At 50.8% G+C, this 16,162-nt stretch carries 15 protein-coding genes; 7 read left to right on the top strand and 8 right to left on the bottom strand.

Annotation, left to right across the window (positions count from 1 at the left end; all coding sequences use genetic code 11):
• Nucleotides 1-64: 64 nt before the first annotated feature.
• Complete coding sequence (gene mobB / locus SGBXF1_RS23730; protein ID WP_186427632.1) at nucleotides 65-583, bottom strand: molybdopterin-guanine dinucleotide biosynthesis protein MobB; 519 nt, start codon at nucleotides 581-583, stop codon at nucleotides 65-67.
• Nucleotides 576-1,169 (bottom strand): molybdenum cofactor guanylyltransferase MobA, encoded by a 594-nt coding sequence (gene mobA, locus SGBXF1_RS23725; RefSeq protein ID WP_186427631.1) that lies wholly within the window; start codon nucleotides 1,167-1,169, stop codon nucleotides 576-578. Before mobA ends, mobB begins: the two co-directional genes overlap by 8 nt.
• A 152-nt stretch (nucleotides 1,170-1,321) precedes the next feature.
• Between mobA and SGBXF1_RS23720 the strand changes: the two genes are divergently transcribed.
• The 3 genes from SGBXF1_RS23720 to dsbA all read left to right on the top strand — a co-directional run bounded on the left by SGBXF1_RS23720 (nucleotide 1,322) and on the right by dsbA (nucleotide 3,335).
• On the top strand, nucleotides 1,322-1,591 hold the full coding sequence (locus tag SGBXF1_RS23720; protein ID WP_037421852.1) for a YihD family protein: 270 nt from the start codon (nucleotides 1,322-1,324) through the stop codon (nucleotides 1,589-1,591).
• A 104-nt stretch (nucleotides 1,592-1,695) separates the two neighbouring features.
• Entirely contained in the window at nucleotides 1,696-2,682 is a 987-nt protein-coding gene (locus tag SGBXF1_RS23715) for a serine/threonine protein kinase (protein WP_037421822.1), read from the top strand.
• A 29-nt stretch (nucleotides 2,683-2,711) separates the two neighbouring features.
• Nucleotides 2,712-3,335: a thiol:disulfide interchange protein DsbA gene (gene dsbA / locus SGBXF1_RS23710; protein WP_037421819.1), complete on the top strand. Its 624-nt coding sequence runs from the start codon at nucleotides 2,712-2,714 to the stop codon at nucleotides 3,333-3,335.
• Between the two features lie 46 nt (nucleotides 3,336-3,381).
• On the opposite strand, the gene SGBXF1_RS23705 is transcribed toward dsbA, so the two are convergent.
• Entirely contained in the window at nucleotides 3,382-4,272 is an 891-nt protein-coding gene (locus SGBXF1_RS23705; protein ID WP_037421816.1) for an acyltransferase, read from the bottom strand.
• Nucleotides 4,273-4,776: 504 nt separating this feature from the next.
• On the opposite strand from SGBXF1_RS23705, the gene polA reads away from it, so the two are divergent.
• Both polA and spfP read left to right on the top strand, forming a co-directional pair.
• Nucleotides 4,777-7,581, top strand: a complete 2,805-nt coding sequence (gene polA / locus SGBXF1_RS23700; protein ID WP_186427630.1) for a DNA polymerase I — start codon at nucleotides 4,777-4,779, stop codon at nucleotides 7,579-7,581.
• 207 nt (nucleotides 7,582-7,788) lie between these two features.
• A complete protein-coding gene (gene spfP, locus SGBXF1_RS24090; RefSeq protein ID WP_071892919.1) occupies nucleotides 7,789-7,836 on the top strand; it encodes a small protein SpfP in 48 nt (15 codons plus the stop codon).
• A gap of 279 nt (nucleotides 7,837-8,115) precedes the next feature.
• Here the strand turns inward: spfP and yihA are convergent, their stop codons facing one another.
• Entirely contained in the window at nucleotides 8,116-8,766 is a 651-nt protein-coding gene (yihA, locus tag SGBXF1_RS23695) for a ribosome biogenesis GTP-binding protein YihA/YsxC (protein ID WP_013815052.1), read from the bottom strand.
• 748 nt (nucleotides 8,767-9,514) lie between these two features.
• Between yihA and yihI the strand changes: the two genes are divergently transcribed.
• Together yihI and hemN are read left to right on the top strand one after the other, a co-directional pair.
• A complete protein-coding gene (gene yihI, locus SGBXF1_RS23690) occupies nucleotides 9,515-10,066 on the top strand; it encodes a Der GTPase-activating protein YihI (RefSeq protein ID WP_186427629.1) in 552 nt (183 codons plus the stop codon).
• A 182-nt stretch (nucleotides 10,067-10,248) separates the two neighbouring features.
• A complete protein-coding gene (gene hemN, locus SGBXF1_RS23685; RefSeq protein WP_037421803.1) occupies nucleotides 10,249-11,622 on the top strand; it encodes an oxygen-independent coproporphyrinogen III oxidase in 1,374 nt (457 codons plus the stop codon).
• 47 nt (nucleotides 11,623-11,669) lie between these two features.
• Here hemN and SGBXF1_RS23680 read toward each other — a convergent pair whose 3' ends face one another.
• The 4 genes from SGBXF1_RS23680 to glnA all read right to left on the bottom strand — a co-directional run bounded on the left by SGBXF1_RS23680 (nucleotide 11,670) and on the right by glnA (nucleotide 16,094).
• Nucleotides 11,670-11,792: a YshB family small membrane protein gene (locus SGBXF1_RS23680; RefSeq protein ID WP_147284280.1), complete on the bottom strand. Its 123-nt coding sequence runs from the start codon at nucleotides 11,790-11,792 to the stop codon at nucleotides 11,670-11,672.
• Between the two features lie 113 nt (nucleotides 11,793-11,905).
• Nucleotides 11,906-13,318, bottom strand: coding sequence for a nitrogen regulation protein NR(I) (glnG, locus tag SGBXF1_RS23675; RefSeq protein WP_037421800.1), 1,413 nt, complete (start codon nucleotides 13,316-13,318; stop codon nucleotides 11,906-11,908).
• Between the two features lie 8 nt (nucleotides 13,319-13,326).
• A complete protein-coding gene (glnL, locus tag SGBXF1_RS23670) occupies nucleotides 13,327-14,376 on the bottom strand; it encodes a nitrogen regulation protein NR(II) (protein WP_037421796.1) in 1,050 nt (349 codons plus the stop codon).
• Nucleotides 14,377-14,684: 308 nt separating this feature from the next.
• Complete coding sequence (gene glnA / locus SGBXF1_RS23665) at nucleotides 14,685-16,094, bottom strand: glutamate--ammonia ligase (protein ID WP_037421793.1); 1,410 nt, start codon at nucleotides 16,092-16,094, stop codon at nucleotides 14,685-14,687.
• Nucleotides 16,095-16,162: the final 68 nt, after the last annotated feature.

Raw genomic sequence — 16,162 nt, 5'->3', positions numbered from 1 at the left:
TTAAGCCAAGAGGCCATCCGCAAGGATGGCCTTTTTGCTATGTGCGAAAGGAAAAACAGCGCAGCTACGCTGCGCCTTTCAGCCATTCAGCAATGAAAGCAGCGATGTTTTCGGGCTGATTGAGATCTAACAACCTTATCTTCATGGTTAAAGGTTGATCGCTGGCAACGGCGATAACAAACTCATCCAACATATCCTCAAGTGGCCTACCAATATCTTCACGATAGAGAATGATTTTGCTGATAGGTTCATGTTTAAACCCCTCAACTAGAATGACATCTACCTTGGTACGATCAAAACGACTGGCCAGATACTGAAGATCCAAAGACTGTTGTTCTGGTGTTTCGGTCATTAATGCCCAACGACGATCACTGGCGACTAATGTTTGATCTGCACCGGCTTTGCGCAGTTCATAACTGTCTTTTCCAGGCGTATCCACATCCATATCATGATGCGTATGCTTTATCAGCCCGACACGGATTTCCTGCTGCTTTAATAAAGGAATTAATTGCTTGAGCAGCGTGGTTTTACCTGTCCCGCTGTAAGCGGCAATGGCCAGTAGCGGGGGAAAAGCATTATTCATTGATAGGTCCTTTTACTTGTAACCAACGCTGGCAGTCTTCCTGGGTATTAAGATTATGGAATGCCGTTTGCTGGCCTTCGAAGGTTATCTGTTGTGCGCCCACTGCATCCAGGAACAACATCAATTTACGTTCCCCACGAGCCAGATAGGCTGTTAATTGAGGTGCCAGACTGTTGTGCAGCAGCGCCAGGGTTGGATGTGCCCGCTCTCCATCGTGGGCGTAGGCGGCCAGTGCTTGGCCTTTTTGTTGCCAAAGCTGTTCAACCAATGTAGTAGGAAAGTCGGGGACGTCGCAGGGTACAAAAGCGACCCACTCTGTGGTGGCGTGCTTAAGCCCAGCTAACATGCCAGCGAGTGGCCCTGAAAAGTCAGCGGTCAGATCACTGATTACAGGCAGGCCGCTTTCCTGGTAGCGGGCCTGATTGCGATTGGCGCTAATGGCTATGTGCCCGACCTGCGGTCGTAACCGAGACAATACGTATTGATATAGCGGTATGCCGGCAACCTGAACCAGACCTTTATCTTCCCCGCCCATTCGTGTTGCGCGTCCACCGGCTAAAATAATGCCGGTAATATCCTCGTGCATAATTATTATTCCGAATTTATGGCTAACGCCCTGATTGTAGCGCTAAAGCTGGTGTGGCATCAGGATTTACCTTTATTGACAAGCTGGTTCTTTCACTGTGTTGGTAAGCCTGCTACTTTGTGTGTTTATTCATTCTAATGGACGATATTGCGATGAAAACGCACCGCGTAAACGAGCTGATTGAACTGTTGCAGCCAGCCTGGCAGGAAGATCCGGATCTTAGCCTGATTCAGTTTTTGCAAAAATTGGCACAAGAAGCTGGTTTTCAGGGCAATCTGACCGAACTGAGTGATGATATCTTGATCTACCATCTGAAAATGCGTGGCAGCGCCGGTACTGAGCAGATCCCCGGTTTGAAGAAGGACTACGAAGAAGACTTTAAAACGGCATTACTGCGCGCCCGCGGCGTGATAAAGGATTAGCATTCGTGCGGTATGGTGAACCAGTTGCTCGTGAAGGCTGTCATTAATGCTACTATTTCTCATTCCCGGCACAGTGATGTCACCAAACGAAACCGAATGTTGTTATGAACAACTCAGCTTTTAATTTTCAGACCCTGTCGCCCGACCTGATAATGGACGCGCTGGAAGGGATTGGCCTGCGTGTAGATTCCGGGCTAACAGCGCTTAATAGCTATGAGAACCGCGTCTATCAGTTCATGGATGAAGATCGTAAGCGTTATGTGGTGAAGTTTTATCGCCCTGAACGCTGGAGCGCCAAGCAAATTGGTGAAGAACACCAGTTTTCACAAGATCTTGCTCTGGCGGAGATCCCAGCAGTTGCCCCTTTATGCCTGCAAGGGCAAACGTTGCATACGCACAGTGGTTTCTTCTTCACTGTCTTTCCCAGCGTTGGTGGGCGGCAGTATGAGATTGATAATCTCGATCAGCTGGAGTGGGTAGGTCGTTTCCTTGGGCGTATTCATCAGGTGGGCAGTGAAAGCCTGTTTGTTGAGCGCCCGACAATGGGTATTGAAGAGTACCTTACTGCGCCACGTCAGGTATTGGCTAGCTGTGAACTGTTACCGAAGGCACAGCGCGAAAGCTTCCTGAAAGCGACCGATACGCTGATTGAAGCGATTAAACAGTGTTGGCATTTGAACTGGCAGCCGCGTCGTTTGCACGGTGATTGCCACCCGGGCAATATTCTGTGGCGTGATGGCCCGCTATTTGTTGATCTTGATGATGCGCGGAACGGCCCGGCAATACAGGATTTGTGGATGCTGTTGCACGGCGAACGTCGCGATCGCTTGATGCAGTTAGATGTGTTGCTGGAGGCTTACTCAGAGTTTGCCGAGTTTGATCAAAGTGAGTTGGCGTTGATCGAACCACTGCGTGCGATGCGTATGGTGTACTACCTCGCATGGGTCGCTCGCCGCTGGCAAGATCCCGCGTTCCCTAAAAGTTTTCCGTGGATGGCGGAGTCTGATTTCTGGTTATCTCAGACGGCGGCATTCACCGAGCAGGTTAAGCTGTTGCAGGAACCCCCTCTGCAGCTGATGCCAATGTATTGAAGCTTTAACACAATGGAGAGTTTAGTCTTATGAAGAAAATATGGTTGGCACTCGTTGGCATGGTAATGGCATTCAGTGCCTCGGCTGCGCAGTTTAGCGATGGTACTCAGTATGTAACCCTGGATAAGCCCGTGACCGGTGAACCTCAGGTGCTGGAGTTCTTTTCCTTCTACTGCCCACACTGCTATCAGTTTGAGCAGGTTTATCACGTTTCCGAAAATGTGAAAAAAGCGCTGCCTGCGGGCACCAAAATGACCAAATACCACGTTGAGTTCTTGGGGCCTCTGGGCAAACAGCTGACTCAGGCATGGGCCGTTGCAATGGCGCTGGGTGTGGAAGATAAAGTCAGCCCGTTAATGTTTGAAGCTGTGCAGAAAACCCAGACTGTGCAAACCCCGGATGATATCCGCAATGTGTTTGTGAAAGCGGGTGTGAGTGCAGCGGATTATGACGGGGCATTGAACAGCTTCGTGGTTAAATCCCTGGTTGTTCAACAGGAGAAAGCCGCAGAAGATCTGCAACTGCGTGGCGTTCCGGCTGTATTTGTTAACGGTAAATACATGGTTAAAAATGACGGTCTGGACACCAGTTCGATGGATGCTTACGTGAAGCAATTCGCCGACGTGGTTAAATACCTCAGCCAGCAGAAGTAACCGAGATTTAATGTTAAAAAAGCCGGCTTAGCTGGCTTTTTTTCTGCTATTGCTGCTTCAGTTTATCCAACAGTCGATCTTTGTCTTGCCACAGTGTATTCAGCCAGAGTTGGAAACGTCGCTTAAACTGCTTGTCGTTAAAGTAATCCCCATGCATGGTTTCATCGATTGGCAGCAACTCAATTCTCACCACAACACGTTTCAATCGACCGCATAGCATATCCATAAACGGGCGCTCAGTATTATCCGGATAAAGCAGGGTGACGTTTAACACTTTATCGAACTGCTTACCTAATGCACTGAGTGTAAAAGCAATACCGGCGGCTTTAGGGGCCAATAAATTGCGATAGGGGGAATTGCTTTTAATTTTCTTGGCTTCAGTAAAACGTGATCCCTCCACAAAATTGACGATAGTGGTCGGACGTTTACGAAACTTCTCGCAGGAACGGCGCGTAGTTTCGATGTCATTACCGCGCTTGTCAGGATGTTTGAGTAAATAGCCGCGCGAGTAGCGTTTCATGAATGGCATATCCAGCGCCCAACAGGCCAGGCCAACAAAGGGTACCCAGGCTAGCTGTTGTTTAAGAAAGTATTTATTCATGGGAATATGGTTACGGAACAACACGCAGAGCACCACAATATCCGACCAGCTTTCGTGATTACTGATCAGTAGATACCAGTTTTTACGTTCCAGCCCTTCGAGCCCTTCAATATCCCAACGCAGTTGCCAGTTGATCCGTAATAGCAATGCCAAACCTGCACACCAGCACCACATCATAAAATCAGCAAAAGCTGAGATACGTTTCCAAACGGCAGGAAAAGGCACCAGTAGTTTAATGATGCCAGCCAGTGTGATTGGGATCGAACACAGTACGGTCACCAAAATGGCGAGCAGGGCAGAAAGTATAAAAATAACAGGGGATAACAATCTTGGCATGGTTATGGGCTGACGGTTGGTGAGAACAGCGTTACATGCCGGTATGCATGAACAAAAAAATATTTTAACAGAAACTATAGAGGGAAAGCGCCCGCTAACAGTAACTGTTTTATGGCGGAAGAAATAGGCATTTGCTGCGTTTTCGTGCAACTTGCTCATCTTGTGCTATGGTAATTGAGGCGCCGAATTTGATTAATAGTGTGATTAAAATTGAGTGCAAGTTATATCCACAAATCGTGTAAAAGTCGATAATTACCCTCAGTGAAAATAGCGTCATTTAACGCAGTGATTTCAATAGGAATTTTATTTCCCATTATAACGATAAACGCATCGTTATAATTTATTGTCTTTTCTATGCACAAAGTTATCCACAGGCAGGATCTTGAGGATCGCTTCGCAGAATCACATGATTTTCACCCTTAATGCACGCTAAGGTTCGTCTCAGGCGGCCAGCTATGGCATGCTTACCGCTATGTCCGATCACGATAAAGATAAAGTAACGCTATGGCCCAAATTGCAGAAAACCCATTAATCCTGGTTGACGGTTCCTCGTACCTCTACCGCGCTTATCATGCCTTCCCTCCGCTGACTAACTCTGCGGGTGAACCGACCGGGGCAATGTACGGCGTGCTGAATATGCTGCGCAGCCTGCTGTTACAGTATCAGCCGAGCCATGTTGCGGTGGTGTTTGATGCCAAAGGAAAAACATTCCGTGATGAGCTCTTTGCAGAATATAAATCGCATCGGCCACCAATGCCGGACGATCTGCGCGCGCAAATTGAGCCGCTGCACAAAATGGTCAAGGCCATGGGGCTGCCGCTGCTAGTCACGCCTGGCGTAGAGGCAGACGACGTGATAGGTACGCTGGCACAGCAAGCTGAAAAAGCGGGTCACGCGGTGCTGATCAGCACTGGTGATAAAGACATGGCGCAGCTGGTAACACCGAACGTCACCCTGATCAACACCATGAACAATACTATCCTCGGCCCGCAGGAAGTGTGCGACAAGTACGGTATTCCGCCGGAGCTGATTATCGACTTCCTGGCGCTGATGGGGGATGCCTCGGATAACATTCCTGGTGTGCCTGGTGTGGGTGAGAAAACGGCTCAGGGGCTTTTACAGGGGCTTGGTGGGTTGGATATGCTTTACGCCAATCTGGACAGCATCGCCACGCTCAGCTTCCGTGGCGCCAAGACCATGGCGGCCAAATTGGAACAGAACAAAGAGATGGCATACCTCTCTTACAAGCTGGCCACCATCAAAACCGATGTCGAACTGGATCTGACCTGCGCCGATCTTGAAGTGTCTGCGCCGGACGTCGACGTATTACAGCAGCTGTTTAAACAGTACGAATTTAAGCGATGGCTGGCAGATGTTGAAGCCGGCGTTTGGCTGGAAGGCAAGAAAGGTGCCGGTGTGAAAGCAACCAGCGCGGCGAAATCTTCTGCCAGTGCAGTAGCCGAAACCGGAAAAGCCGCGGCAGAAGCGACGTTGTCGCAAGAGGGTTATGTCACCATTCTGGATGAAGATACTTTCGCTGAGTGGTTGGAAAAACTTAAAAAAGCCGACGTATTTGCCTTTGATACTGAAACCGATGGCCTGGACACGCTGACCGCGAACCTGATCGGCTTGTCGTTTGCTATTGCCCCAGGCGAAGCCGCTTATCTGCCGGTGGCTCATGACTATCTTGATGCGCCAGTGCAGTTGGATCGCGCTCACGTGTTAGCCACCCTGAAGCCGCTGTTGGAAGACGAGAAAGCGCTGAAGGTCGGGCAAAACCTGAAGTTTGATATGGGTCTGTTGGCTCGTTATGACATCAGCCTGCGTGGCATTGCCTTTGACACCATGCTGGAATCCTATGTGTTGGACAGTGTGGGTGGCCGTCACGATATGGACAGCTTGTCTGATCGCTATCTTGGCCATAAAACCGTGACCTTCGAAGAGATTGCCGGTAAGGGTAAAAAGCAACTTACCTTCAACCAGATTGCATTGGAGCAGGCAGCGCCTTACGCCGCTGAAGATGCCGATGTCACGCTGCAATTGCATTTGGCGATGTGGCCTCAGTTGCAGGAAAGTGCCGAGCTATTGACGGTATTCAATGAGATCGAAATGCCGCTAGTGCCGGTGTTATCGCATATAGAGCGAACTGGGGTGCTGATTGATCAGAGTATTTTGGCTACGCATTCTATCGAACTAACCAAGCGCTTGGCTGAATTGGAAATTCAAGCCCATGAACTGGCGGAAGAGCCATTCAACCTGGCGTCGACTAAACAGTTGCAGGCTATTCTGTACGAAAAACAAAAACTGCCTATACTGAAGAAAACCCCGGGCGGTGCGCCGTCGACTAACGAAGAAGTGTTGGCGGAATTGGCGTTGGATTACCCGTTACCGAAGGTGATCCTGGAATACCGTGGGTTGGCAAAACTGAAAACGACCTATACCGATAAACTGCCGCTGATGATCAACCCGGTCAGTGGTCGGGTGCATACTTCCTATCATCAGGCGGTGACGGCTACCGGACGTCTCTCCTCCAGCGATCCTAACCTGCAGAATATTCCGGTGCGTAACGACGAAGGGCGCCGCATCCGTCAGGCATTTATTGCCCCGGAAGGCTATCGTATCGTTGCTGCCGACTATTCTCAGATTGAACTGCGCATTATGGCTCACCTGTCACAGGATGAGGGGTTGCTGAAAGCCTTTGCGGCTGGTGAAGATATCCACCGCGCCACTGCAGCCGAGGTGTTTGGCCTGCCACTCGATAAAGTAACCAATGAGCAGCGCCGCAGCGCCAAAGCGATTAACTTCGGCCTGATTTATGGCATGAGCGCATTTGGTCTGGCACGTCAGCTGGGGATCCCTCGTGGGGAAGCTCAGCGTTACATGGATCTCTATTTTGAGCGCTATCCAGGTGTGCTGGACTACATGGAGCGTACTCGCCAGCAGGCGGCCAGTCAGGGCTACGTCAGTACGCTGGATGGTCGTCGGTTGTATCTGCCAGACGTAAACTCCAGCAATGGTATGCGTCGTAAGGCGGCTGAGCGTGCGGCGATTAATGCCCCAATGCAGGGGACCGCAGCGGATATTATCAAGCGCGCGATGATCGAAGTGGATGCCTGGCTGCAAGCCCAAGAGAAACCGTTGGTGCGTATGATCATGCAGGTACACGATGAATTAGTGTTCGAGGTGCATGAGTCGGTGATTGAGGAGTCCAGCCAGCATATTCGTGAGCTGATGGAAAATAGCATGATGCTGGCAGTGCCGCTGAAAGTGGACGTCGGCGTGGGTGCTAACTGGGATGAAGCCCACTGATGATGTTGAGGTTCGCCAGCCATATCCACCCTGGATGTGCTAACTGGCGATAACCTAAGCAGTTTTTGTAATTAAGCTACAAGATACGGCGATTGTTTCTCCAACCTCGCCGTTATTACGCGCTAAACTGTGTAAGTAAACTACAAAAAATTCTTTTGCACTGCGAAAAAATCATGTAAAGTTACTCGCGTAGGGTACAGAGGTAAGATGTTCTATCTTTCAGACCTTTTACTTCACGTAATCGGATTTGGCTGAATATTTAGCCGCCCCAGTCAGTATTGACTGGGGCGTTTTTTATTGTAAAAACAAAGTGCAGCCATCGTTTTATCTTATCTCTCCCACTGTATTCCTCTTCAAGAAATGTTCTGTAATTGCCCGTTGTTCATACTCTTCACATTAAATCGTTATAAGAATTTATGATGGTTTTTGGTCATAACTGTAATTAGATAACGAAAAATGCCTGAGATCGCGGTTTTTTGAGCATAAAAAAGCCGATGTGTTTCCACATCGGCCATGGTGTTACCTGGGGGGACTTTATTCGCCAGCGGCGTCGTCATCTTCCGGCAGTACTTCCGGTGGGATCTCGTTAAACCAGGTATTCAATTTTTGGCTCAGTTTGTCGACGCCGATTTTTTTCGGTGAAGAGAAGGCTTCAACCTGGATATCGCCCATAAATGGCACGACTGCTTCACGTACCATATTGAGTTGTGCCTTACGCGCACCGGATGCCAATTTGTCTGCCTTGGTCAGCAGAACCAGTACCGGAGTACCCACATCGACCGCCCACTGAATCATCTGTTGATCGAGGTCTTTTAATGGGTGGCGGATATCCATCAAAACCACCAGACCTTTCAGGCAGTTGCGCATTTGCAGGTATTCACCCAACGCACGCTGCCATTTGCGTTTCATTTCTTCCGGTACTTCCGCATAGCCATAACCCGGCAGATCGACGAGGCGAATGCCTTCTTCAACCTCGAACAGGTTAATCAGCTGGGTACGGCCCGGTGTTTTACTGGTTCGCGCCAGGCCTTTCTGGTTGGTCAGGGTATTTAACGCGCTGGACTTACCGGCATTAGAGCGACCGGCGAACGCAACTTCAATACCTTCATCCCCCGGAAGATGGCGAATATCGGGCGCACTGGTGACGAAATGGGTCACATGATAATTGTAATTCTTGCTGGTCAAAATTTTTCGTCTCCGTGAGGATGGCTTACTGGTTGGCGATTATAACTGCATCAGCGGTAAAAATGGTGTGTTTCTCTGTTTTTAAGCGCCAGGCTAGCAGGGCATGGCAGTAAGGCCAGCTCACGCGTGTGAGACATTCGCCATTCGAATAGTGGGTAATGTCGCTTTATTCGAAAGCTATTTTTTTTATTTTAATTAAAAAACAAAAAGTTAATTATCTGCTGCATTCTTCGATATGCCAATTACACGGCAGATACCTTGAGCGTAAACGTTGATCGCGTAGAGTAGTTTACAGCACAAGGCTGTGCAGGATTAAGGAACATCCGGGAAGGGTGATAAATCTCATGGAGTGCACGGGACGTGCTGGAGTACCAGGATGAACCCAGAAGGAATTGATCTATTTGCATCTGAATATGCGAATAGCACAAGGATGGTGAAGTTACTGCAATTGGGATGCCCGCAGGAAGCGCGCTCAGGAAGAGCGGATGCGTACGGATTGCGCCATGGACGATTTTCCTTTCAGGATGAAGGACGTAGTGTTGCAGGGAATGCGGTTATAGCAAAAGGAAAGACCAGGATGTTGAGTGTGCGCACGGAGCGCGTAGCAGGAATATCCTTCGAAAGAGGGTGCAAATAGGCGGCGGGTTTAACCTGCCGCCTTTTTTCTTTGTCCGCTTTCTGCTAGATTCCGCCGCAATCGTATAGCATCTATCTCTATACTGAATCTACATACCTAAGAGCATACGCTATGAACCAGCCATCAAAAGCACCTCGCGCCCCACGCAGCAGCGCGGCGACGTCGAAAACCAAAAAGAAAAGCCGTGTGGAGCTCGATCAGGAAGCCCGTGAACGCAAGCGTGCAAAGAAACGCCGTGGTCTTGCTTCCGGTTCTCGCACCCAGGTTGAGTCTGCCAATCAGAAAAATAAAGTAGGGGCACAGACCAAAGATCCACGTATTGGCAGCAAAGTGCCGGTAGCGCTGCTGGCTGAAGATAAGCCAAAAGCCAAACCGCAAGCCAAGCCGAAAGCTGAAGCCAAGCCTAAGCTACGTCTGACGCCGGAAGAAGAGCTGGCTAAGTTGGAAAATGATGAGCGTCTGGATGCACTGCTGGATCGCATTGATGACGGCGAGACGCTGAACGCTGAAGATCAGTCCTACGTTGATCAGACTCTGGATCGTATTGATGCCCTGATGGAGCAATTGGGCATTGAACTGGGTGATGACGACGAAGAAGAAGAAGAGAAGCGGGAAGATATTCTGAAACTGCTGAAAGGCGGTAACCCAAAAGACGTAATTTAACGCGTCATGTGGCTGATCCTGACAATAGCCCTACTCTTGATGTGTTATCTGCTGTGGTTATTCGGTAAACTATGGCGGCTGTCTAAACGTAAATCACGTTTCCGCAGCGCTTCCGCGGCCAGACAGCGTAGACAACTGCCCATTTCCCGGCCCGGTAGGAAAAAATATCGGAAGGAGTGAGCATGTCAGAGCAGGCAATTGTCTGGGATCTGGCCCTGATCCAGAAATATAACTATTCAGGGCCGCGTTATACCTCATACCCCACAGCGCTGGAGTTTAACCAGGGTTACGACGACGTGGCGTTCCAACGCGCTGCAGCGCGTTATCCCGAGCGTTCTCTGTCGCTGTATGTGCATATCCCTTTCTGCCACAAGCTCTGCTATTTCTGTGGTTGCAACAAGCTGGTGACGCGTCAGACACACAAGGCTGATGAATATCTGGCTGTATTGGCACAGGAAATCGCCCATCGCGCTCCCCTGTTTGCCGGGCGTAAGGTCGGCCAGTTACACTGGGGCGGCGGCACACCGACCTACCTGAGTAAGTCGCAAATCAGCACGCTGGTGGCACAACTGCGGCAACACTTTGATTTTCTCCCCGATTTGGAAATGTCGATCGAAGTCGATCCGCGTGAGATTGAGCTGGATGTGCTCGATCATTTACGCAGCGAAGGCTTTAACCGCCTTAGCATGGGTGTACAGGACTTCAATAAAGACGTGCAGCGATTGGTGAATCGCGAGCAGGATGAAGACTTCATCTTCGCGTTGATTGCCCGCGCCAAAGCACTAGGTTTTAATTCCACCAATATCGATCTGATCTATGGGTTGCCGAAACAGACACCAGAGAGCTTTGCTTACACCCTGCAGCGTGTAGCAGAGTTGAATCCGGATCGTCTGAGCGTATTTAACTACGCCCATATGCCGAATTTATTCGCAGCCCAGCGCAAAATCAAAGACGCGGATTTGCCGAGTGCGCAGCAGAAACTGGATATTCTGCAGCAGACCATTGCCTCTCTGACTGAGTCGGGTTACCAGTTTATTGGTATGGACCACTTTGCCCGTCCAGATGATGAACTGGCGGTGGCGCAGCGTGAAGGAAAGCTGCACCGCAATTTCCAGGGGTACACCACACAGGGCGACAGTGATTTACTGGGGCTGGGGGTTTCGGCTATCAGCATGCTGGGGGACAGCTATGCACAGAACCAGAAAGAGCTGAAGACCTATTACCGTAGCGTTGAGGCGCAGGGGAATGCCTTGTGGCGCGGCCTGGCGATGACGGAAGATGACTGCCTGCGACGTGAGGTGATCAAAACGTTGATCTGTAACTTTAAGCTGGACTACTTGGCTATAGAGCAACAGTTTGGTATCAGCTTCGCCAGCTACTTTGCTGAAGATTTGCAGTTGCTGGCGCCGTTTGAACGCGATGGGCTGGTGGAGCGCAACGAGCAGGGTATCCGCGTTACGCCACGTGGTCGGTTACTGATCCGCAATATCTGCATGTGCTTTGATATCTACTTGCGTCAGCAGGCACGCGCACAGCAATTCTCTCGGGTTATTTGAGGGATAAAAAAACAGCCGCTAAAGCGGCTGTTTTTTCGATTAAACATTTAACTCAAGAAATTAATCAGTGCTGCGCACAGCACAGCAGCCACGGCTGCCTGTGGCGTGTGACTGGCGGCAGAGCCAAGCTCCGCGCCTTGGGAAATGAATGCGACCAATGAGTCCAGCATCGAGAGCCTCCAGAGTGTGCGCCCCGATCATACTGCTGCCTTACTGGCTGTAAAGCCTGAAACAGTCGATTTTTTGTGCGCTTGATTGTGTTTTCTATAATCAACAACACAAACTATTCCATTCCCAACTCTTTCAACTTGCGAGTTAACGTATTACGGCCCCAACCCAGCAAGCGAGCGGCTTCCTGCTTATGCCCCTGGGTATGGCGCAACGCGGTAGTGAGCAAAGTGCGCTCCATTTCCGGTTGCGCTTCCGACAGCAAGTTTTGATGACCGGAACGTAGTGCGCGGTCGGCCCACTGTGCCAACAATGTGGCCCAGCTGTCTGGCAGACTGTGGCTGGTGGTTTCTGGCGCAGAGGTTTCAAACAACTCACTCGGCAGATCTTGAATCAGCACCTCTTGCCCGGCGGCCATCACGGTTAACCAGCGGCACGTGTTCTCTAATTGGCGCACGTTGCCTGGCCATGGCAGGCGGGTCAGAGCCGTTTCTGTCTCAGGATGCAAATTCTTCGCCTCAACACCCAGCTCTTTTGCGGCCACCTGTAGGAAGTAGCGTGCCAGACGTGGAATGTCCTCACGACGCTCACGTAATGGCGGCAGGTGTACACGTATCACATTGAGACGATGGAACAGATCCTCACGGAATTTGCCTTCCTGCACGCGTAATTCCAGGTTCTGGTGTGTCGCGGCGATAATACGCACATCTACTTTCACCGGCGCATAACCACCGACACGGTAGAATTGGCCATCTGCCAACACTCGCAGTAAACGAGTTTGAACATCCAGTGGCATATCGCCGATTTCATCCAGGAACAATGTCCCGCCATCAGCCTGCTCAAAGCGGCCCTGGCGAATCTGATTAGCCCCAGTAAAGGCGCCTTTTTCGTGGCCGAACAGTTCGGACTCGATCAGATCTTTGGGAATAGCCGCCATATTCAATGCAATAAACGGCGATTTAGCGCGCGGGCTGTGGCGATGCAGGGCATGAGCCACTAGCTCTTTACCTGTGCCTGACTCACCGTTGATCAAGACGCTGATCGATGAGCGTGAAAGACGTCCGATAATACGGAATACATCCTGCATTGCCGGGGCTTCGCCGATAATGTCTGCGACCGGATCGTTAGCTGGCTGACTGCGCGCTGGCTGTTGTTGTTCCTGATAATGACTGATAGCACGTTCTACCAGTGCGACAGCTTCATCGATATCAAAGGGTTTTGGCAGGTAATCAAAAGCCCCTTGCTGGTAGGCACTGACTGCCGCGTCCAAATCCGAATGTGCCGTCATTATGATGACCGGAAGCATAGGGTGACGCTGCTTTATTTGTTTGAGTAATGCAAGACCATCCATGCCCGGCATGCGGATGTCAGACAGCAACACGTCAGGCGTTTGTGTGGACAAGGCTTCCAAAACCTCATTGCCACTCTCGAAGGTTACGCAGCTCACACCTGCCCCAGTGAGTGCGCGTTCAAGCACCCAGCGGATGGAGCTATCGTCATCGACGATCCAGACTATCCCTCGTTGCATAGAAAACCTCACTGACGAATAGGCAGGTAAACCGAGAATTCGGTATGTCCTGGCCAACTGTTAAATTCAATTTTTCCGCAATGTTGATCAATAAGATTACGGGCGATGGATAAACCCAGGCCGGTTCCGCCTTCGCGGCCGCTGACCATTGGGTAAAACAGCGTGTCTTGTAACTGCGCCGGCACGCCGGGGCCGTCATCTTCTATATCAATACGTGCTGCCAGCCGATAACGGCTGCCATGCAGGGTGATCTGGAATGCGGTGCGGGTGCGTAACGTGATGGTGCCGCCAGCCGGTCCCAGTGCCTGCAGAGCGTTACGGGTAATGTTCAGCAGAACCTGTTCGATTTGATCCGGGTCGTGCGCCATTTCCGGTAGGCTGGGGTCATAATCACGTACCAGCGTCACGTTATCCGGTTTTTCCAGTGCCACCAGTTGGCAAACGCGTTCTGCGACCTGATGAATACTTTGGGTAATGTGCTGGCCAGGCCGTTGTGGGCCCAGCAGACGATCAACCAGATTGCGCAGGCGATCGGCCTGTTCAATGATGACCTTGGTGTATTCGGTCAGTGATGGATCTGGAAGCGCCTTGGCCAGCAATTGTGCCGCGCCCCGTAAGCCACCAAGTGGATTTTTGATTTCATGTGCCAGACCACGTACCAAATCGCGAGCGGCAACTTGTTGTGCGTGTTGTAACTGTTCCTGACTCAGGCGGCGTTGGTTATCCATCGGCGCCAGCTCGACCAAGATATAACCTTCAGGCAACGCCTGGGCGGTCAAAGAGAGGATGTGCGCACGTCCGTCAACCACCAGGGTCACTTCGTTGTCGGTAAAGCCCTGACCGGCGCGCAGGCTCTCACGCATCAAATCGACGTTCAGTGAGAAGTAGCCGAGCAGATCGGGTAAAGGCGTACCGAAAAGTTTACGAGAACTCTGTGCCAGCAGTTGTTGTGCTGCCGGATTGGCGTAATGAACCGCCAGCGAATCATCTAACAGCAAAATGCTGTTAATGAGCGAATTGAGGATCTGCCCTGCGTCGGGCAGCTTGCCAGTTGCCATATATGCCCTTCATCTTTCAAGACGCAGCGTTGTTGGCTGCTCTTACTCACACCAGTCACTTGGCAGACCAAGCTCCTGTCGGTTCGCTCGGTTGCCGCCTAGCTGCACCTTGAAATTAATTGGGCATAGCAGACGACTGCACCTTTTTAGTGCATTTATCCTACTCCATCCGTCATGTACGCGGTATGGAATAGTTTTGCAGAAAATATGGTGGAGAAAAAAACCCATCCGAAGATGGGCAGAAAGTTTCCACGGCAACAAAAAAGACAACTAAATCTGGGCGCCGTCCGCAGACGGCGCGGTAAAACTTAAACGCTGTAGTACAGTTCGAATTCAACCGGGTGTGGTGTCATGCGAACGCGATCCATTTCTTCTTTACGCAGGTCGATGTAAGCGTCGATAGCGTCGTCTGTGAATACGCCGCCACGGGTCAGGAACTCGCGGTCTTCGCTTAATGCAGCCAGCGCTTCATCCAGGGAACCTGCAACTTTTGGAATTTCAGCTTCTTCTTCCGGTGGCAGGTCATACAGGTTTTTATCCATGGCATCGCCAGGGTGGATTTTATTAATCACACCGTCCAGGCCAGCCATCAACAGCGCCGCGAAGCACAGGTATGGGTTAGCGGCTGGATCAGGGAAGCGAGCTTCGATACGACGTGCTTTCGGACTGGCTACCACTGGAATACGGATAGAAGCAGAGCGGTTGCGGGCGGAGTAAGCCAGCATGACCGGTGCTTCGTAACCTGGGACCAGACGCTTGTAAGAGTTGGTGGTCGGGTTGGCCAGGGCATTGATGGCTTTAGCGTGCTTGATGATACCGCCGATGTAGAACAGAGCAGTTTCAGACAGGCCGCCGTATTTGTCACCAGCGAACAGGTTAGTGCCGTTCTTGGACAAAGACATGTGGCAGTGCATACCAGAACCGTTATCACCGAACATCGGCTTCGGCATGAAGGTCGCAGTTTTGCCAAATGCGTGAGCCACGTTGTGAACCACGTATTTGTAGATTTGGATTTCGTCGGCTTTTTTGGTCATGGTGTTGAAGCGGGTTGCCACTTCGTTCTGACCTGCAGTTGCCACTTCGTGGTGGTGCGCTTCAACAACCAGACCCATTTCTTCCATGGTCAAACACATGGTAGAGCGGATGTCTTGTGAAGAGTCGACAGGAGGAACTGGGAAGTAGCCGCCTTTAACTGCCGGACGGTGGCCTTTGTTGCCGCCATCGTATTTGGTGCCTGAGTTCCATGCGCCTTCGATATCGTCGATAGCCACGTGGGAACCACGGATGCTGCTGCCGAAACGAATGTCATCGAACAGGAAGAATTCTGGCTCTGGCCCGAACAGGACAGTGTCCGCGATACCGGATGAACGCAGGAAGTCTTCTGCACGCTTAGAAATAGAACGCGGGTCACGGTCGTAGCCCTGCATGGTGCCTGGCTCAAGGATGTCGCAGCGAATAATCAGGGTGGATTCTTCGAAGAACGGATCCAATACTGCCGTGCTGGCGTCTGGCATCAGTACCATGTCAGATTCGTTGATACCTTTCCAACCGCCGATCGAGGAGCCGTCAAACATTTTACCTTCTTCGAAGAAGTCGGCATTCACCTGATGAGCAGGGATGGTGACGTGTTGTTCTTTACCCTTGGTGTCAGTGAAACGCAGGTCTACGAATTTCACTTCATGCTCATTCAGCATCGTCAAAACGTGTTCAGCGGACATACTTAACTCTCCCGGATTTATCATTGTCGTCGTCGTGGAACGAATCTGTGAAACTGGCTTTTTTTGCC

Source organism: Serratia grimesii (assembly GCF_900186025.1).
In the GTDB taxonomy this organism is placed as follows: Bacteria; Pseudomonadota; Gammaproteobacteria; order Enterobacterales; family Enterobacteriaceae; genus Serratia; species Serratia grimesii.
The sequence above is the reverse complement of the archived record's forward strand: the minus strand, read 5'-3'. Positions and strand labels throughout refer to the sequence as shown.

Bases quoted from the DNA above. Each gene is read 5' to 3' on its own strand.
- glnA (WP_037421793.1), bottom strand. From the start codon at position 16,094: ATGTCCGCTGAACACGTTTTGACGATGCTGAATGAGCATGAAGTGAAA.
- polA (WP_186427630.1), top strand. From the start codon at position 4,777: ATGGCCCAAATTGCAGAAAACCCATTAATCCTGGTTGACGGTTCCTCG.
- mobA (WP_186427631.1), bottom strand. From the start codon at position 1,169: ATGCACGAGGATATTACCGGCATTATTTTAGCCGGTGGACGCGCAACA.
- SGBXF1_RS23680 (WP_147284280.1), bottom strand. From the start codon at position 11,792: ATGCTGGACTCATTGGTCGCATTCATTTCCCAAGGCGCGGAGCTTGGC.
- SGBXF1_RS23720 (WP_037421852.1), top strand. From the start codon at position 1,322: ATGAAAACGCACCGCGTAAACGAGCTGATTGAACTGTTGCAGCCAGCC.
- hemN (WP_037421803.1), top strand. From the start codon at position 10,249: ATGTCAGAGCAGGCAATTGTCTGGGATCTGGCCCTGATCCAGAAATAT.
- dsbA (WP_037421819.1), top strand. From the start codon at position 2,712: ATGAAGAAAATATGGTTGGCACTCGTTGGCATGGTAATGGCATTCAGT.
- glnG (WP_037421800.1), bottom strand. From the start codon at position 13,318: ATGCAACGAGGGATAGTCTGGATCGTCGATGACGATAGCTCCATCCGC.
- glnL (WP_037421796.1), bottom strand. From the start codon at position 14,376: ATGGCAACTGGCAAGCTGCCCGACGCAGGGCAGATCCTCAATTCGCTC.
- yihI (WP_186427629.1), top strand. From the start codon at position 9,515: ATGAACCAGCCATCAAAAGCACCTCGCGCCCCACGCAGCAGCGCGGCG.
- mobB (WP_186427632.1), bottom strand. From the start codon at position 583: ATGAATAATGCTTTTCCCCCGCTACTGGCCATTGCCGCTTACAGCGGG.
- SGBXF1_RS23705 (WP_037421816.1), bottom strand. From the start codon at position 4,272: ATGCCAAGATTGTTATCCCCTGTTATTTTTATACTTTCTGCCCTGCTC.
- SGBXF1_RS23715 (WP_037421822.1), top strand. From the start codon at position 1,696: ATGAACAACTCAGCTTTTAATTTTCAGACCCTGTCGCCCGACCTGATA.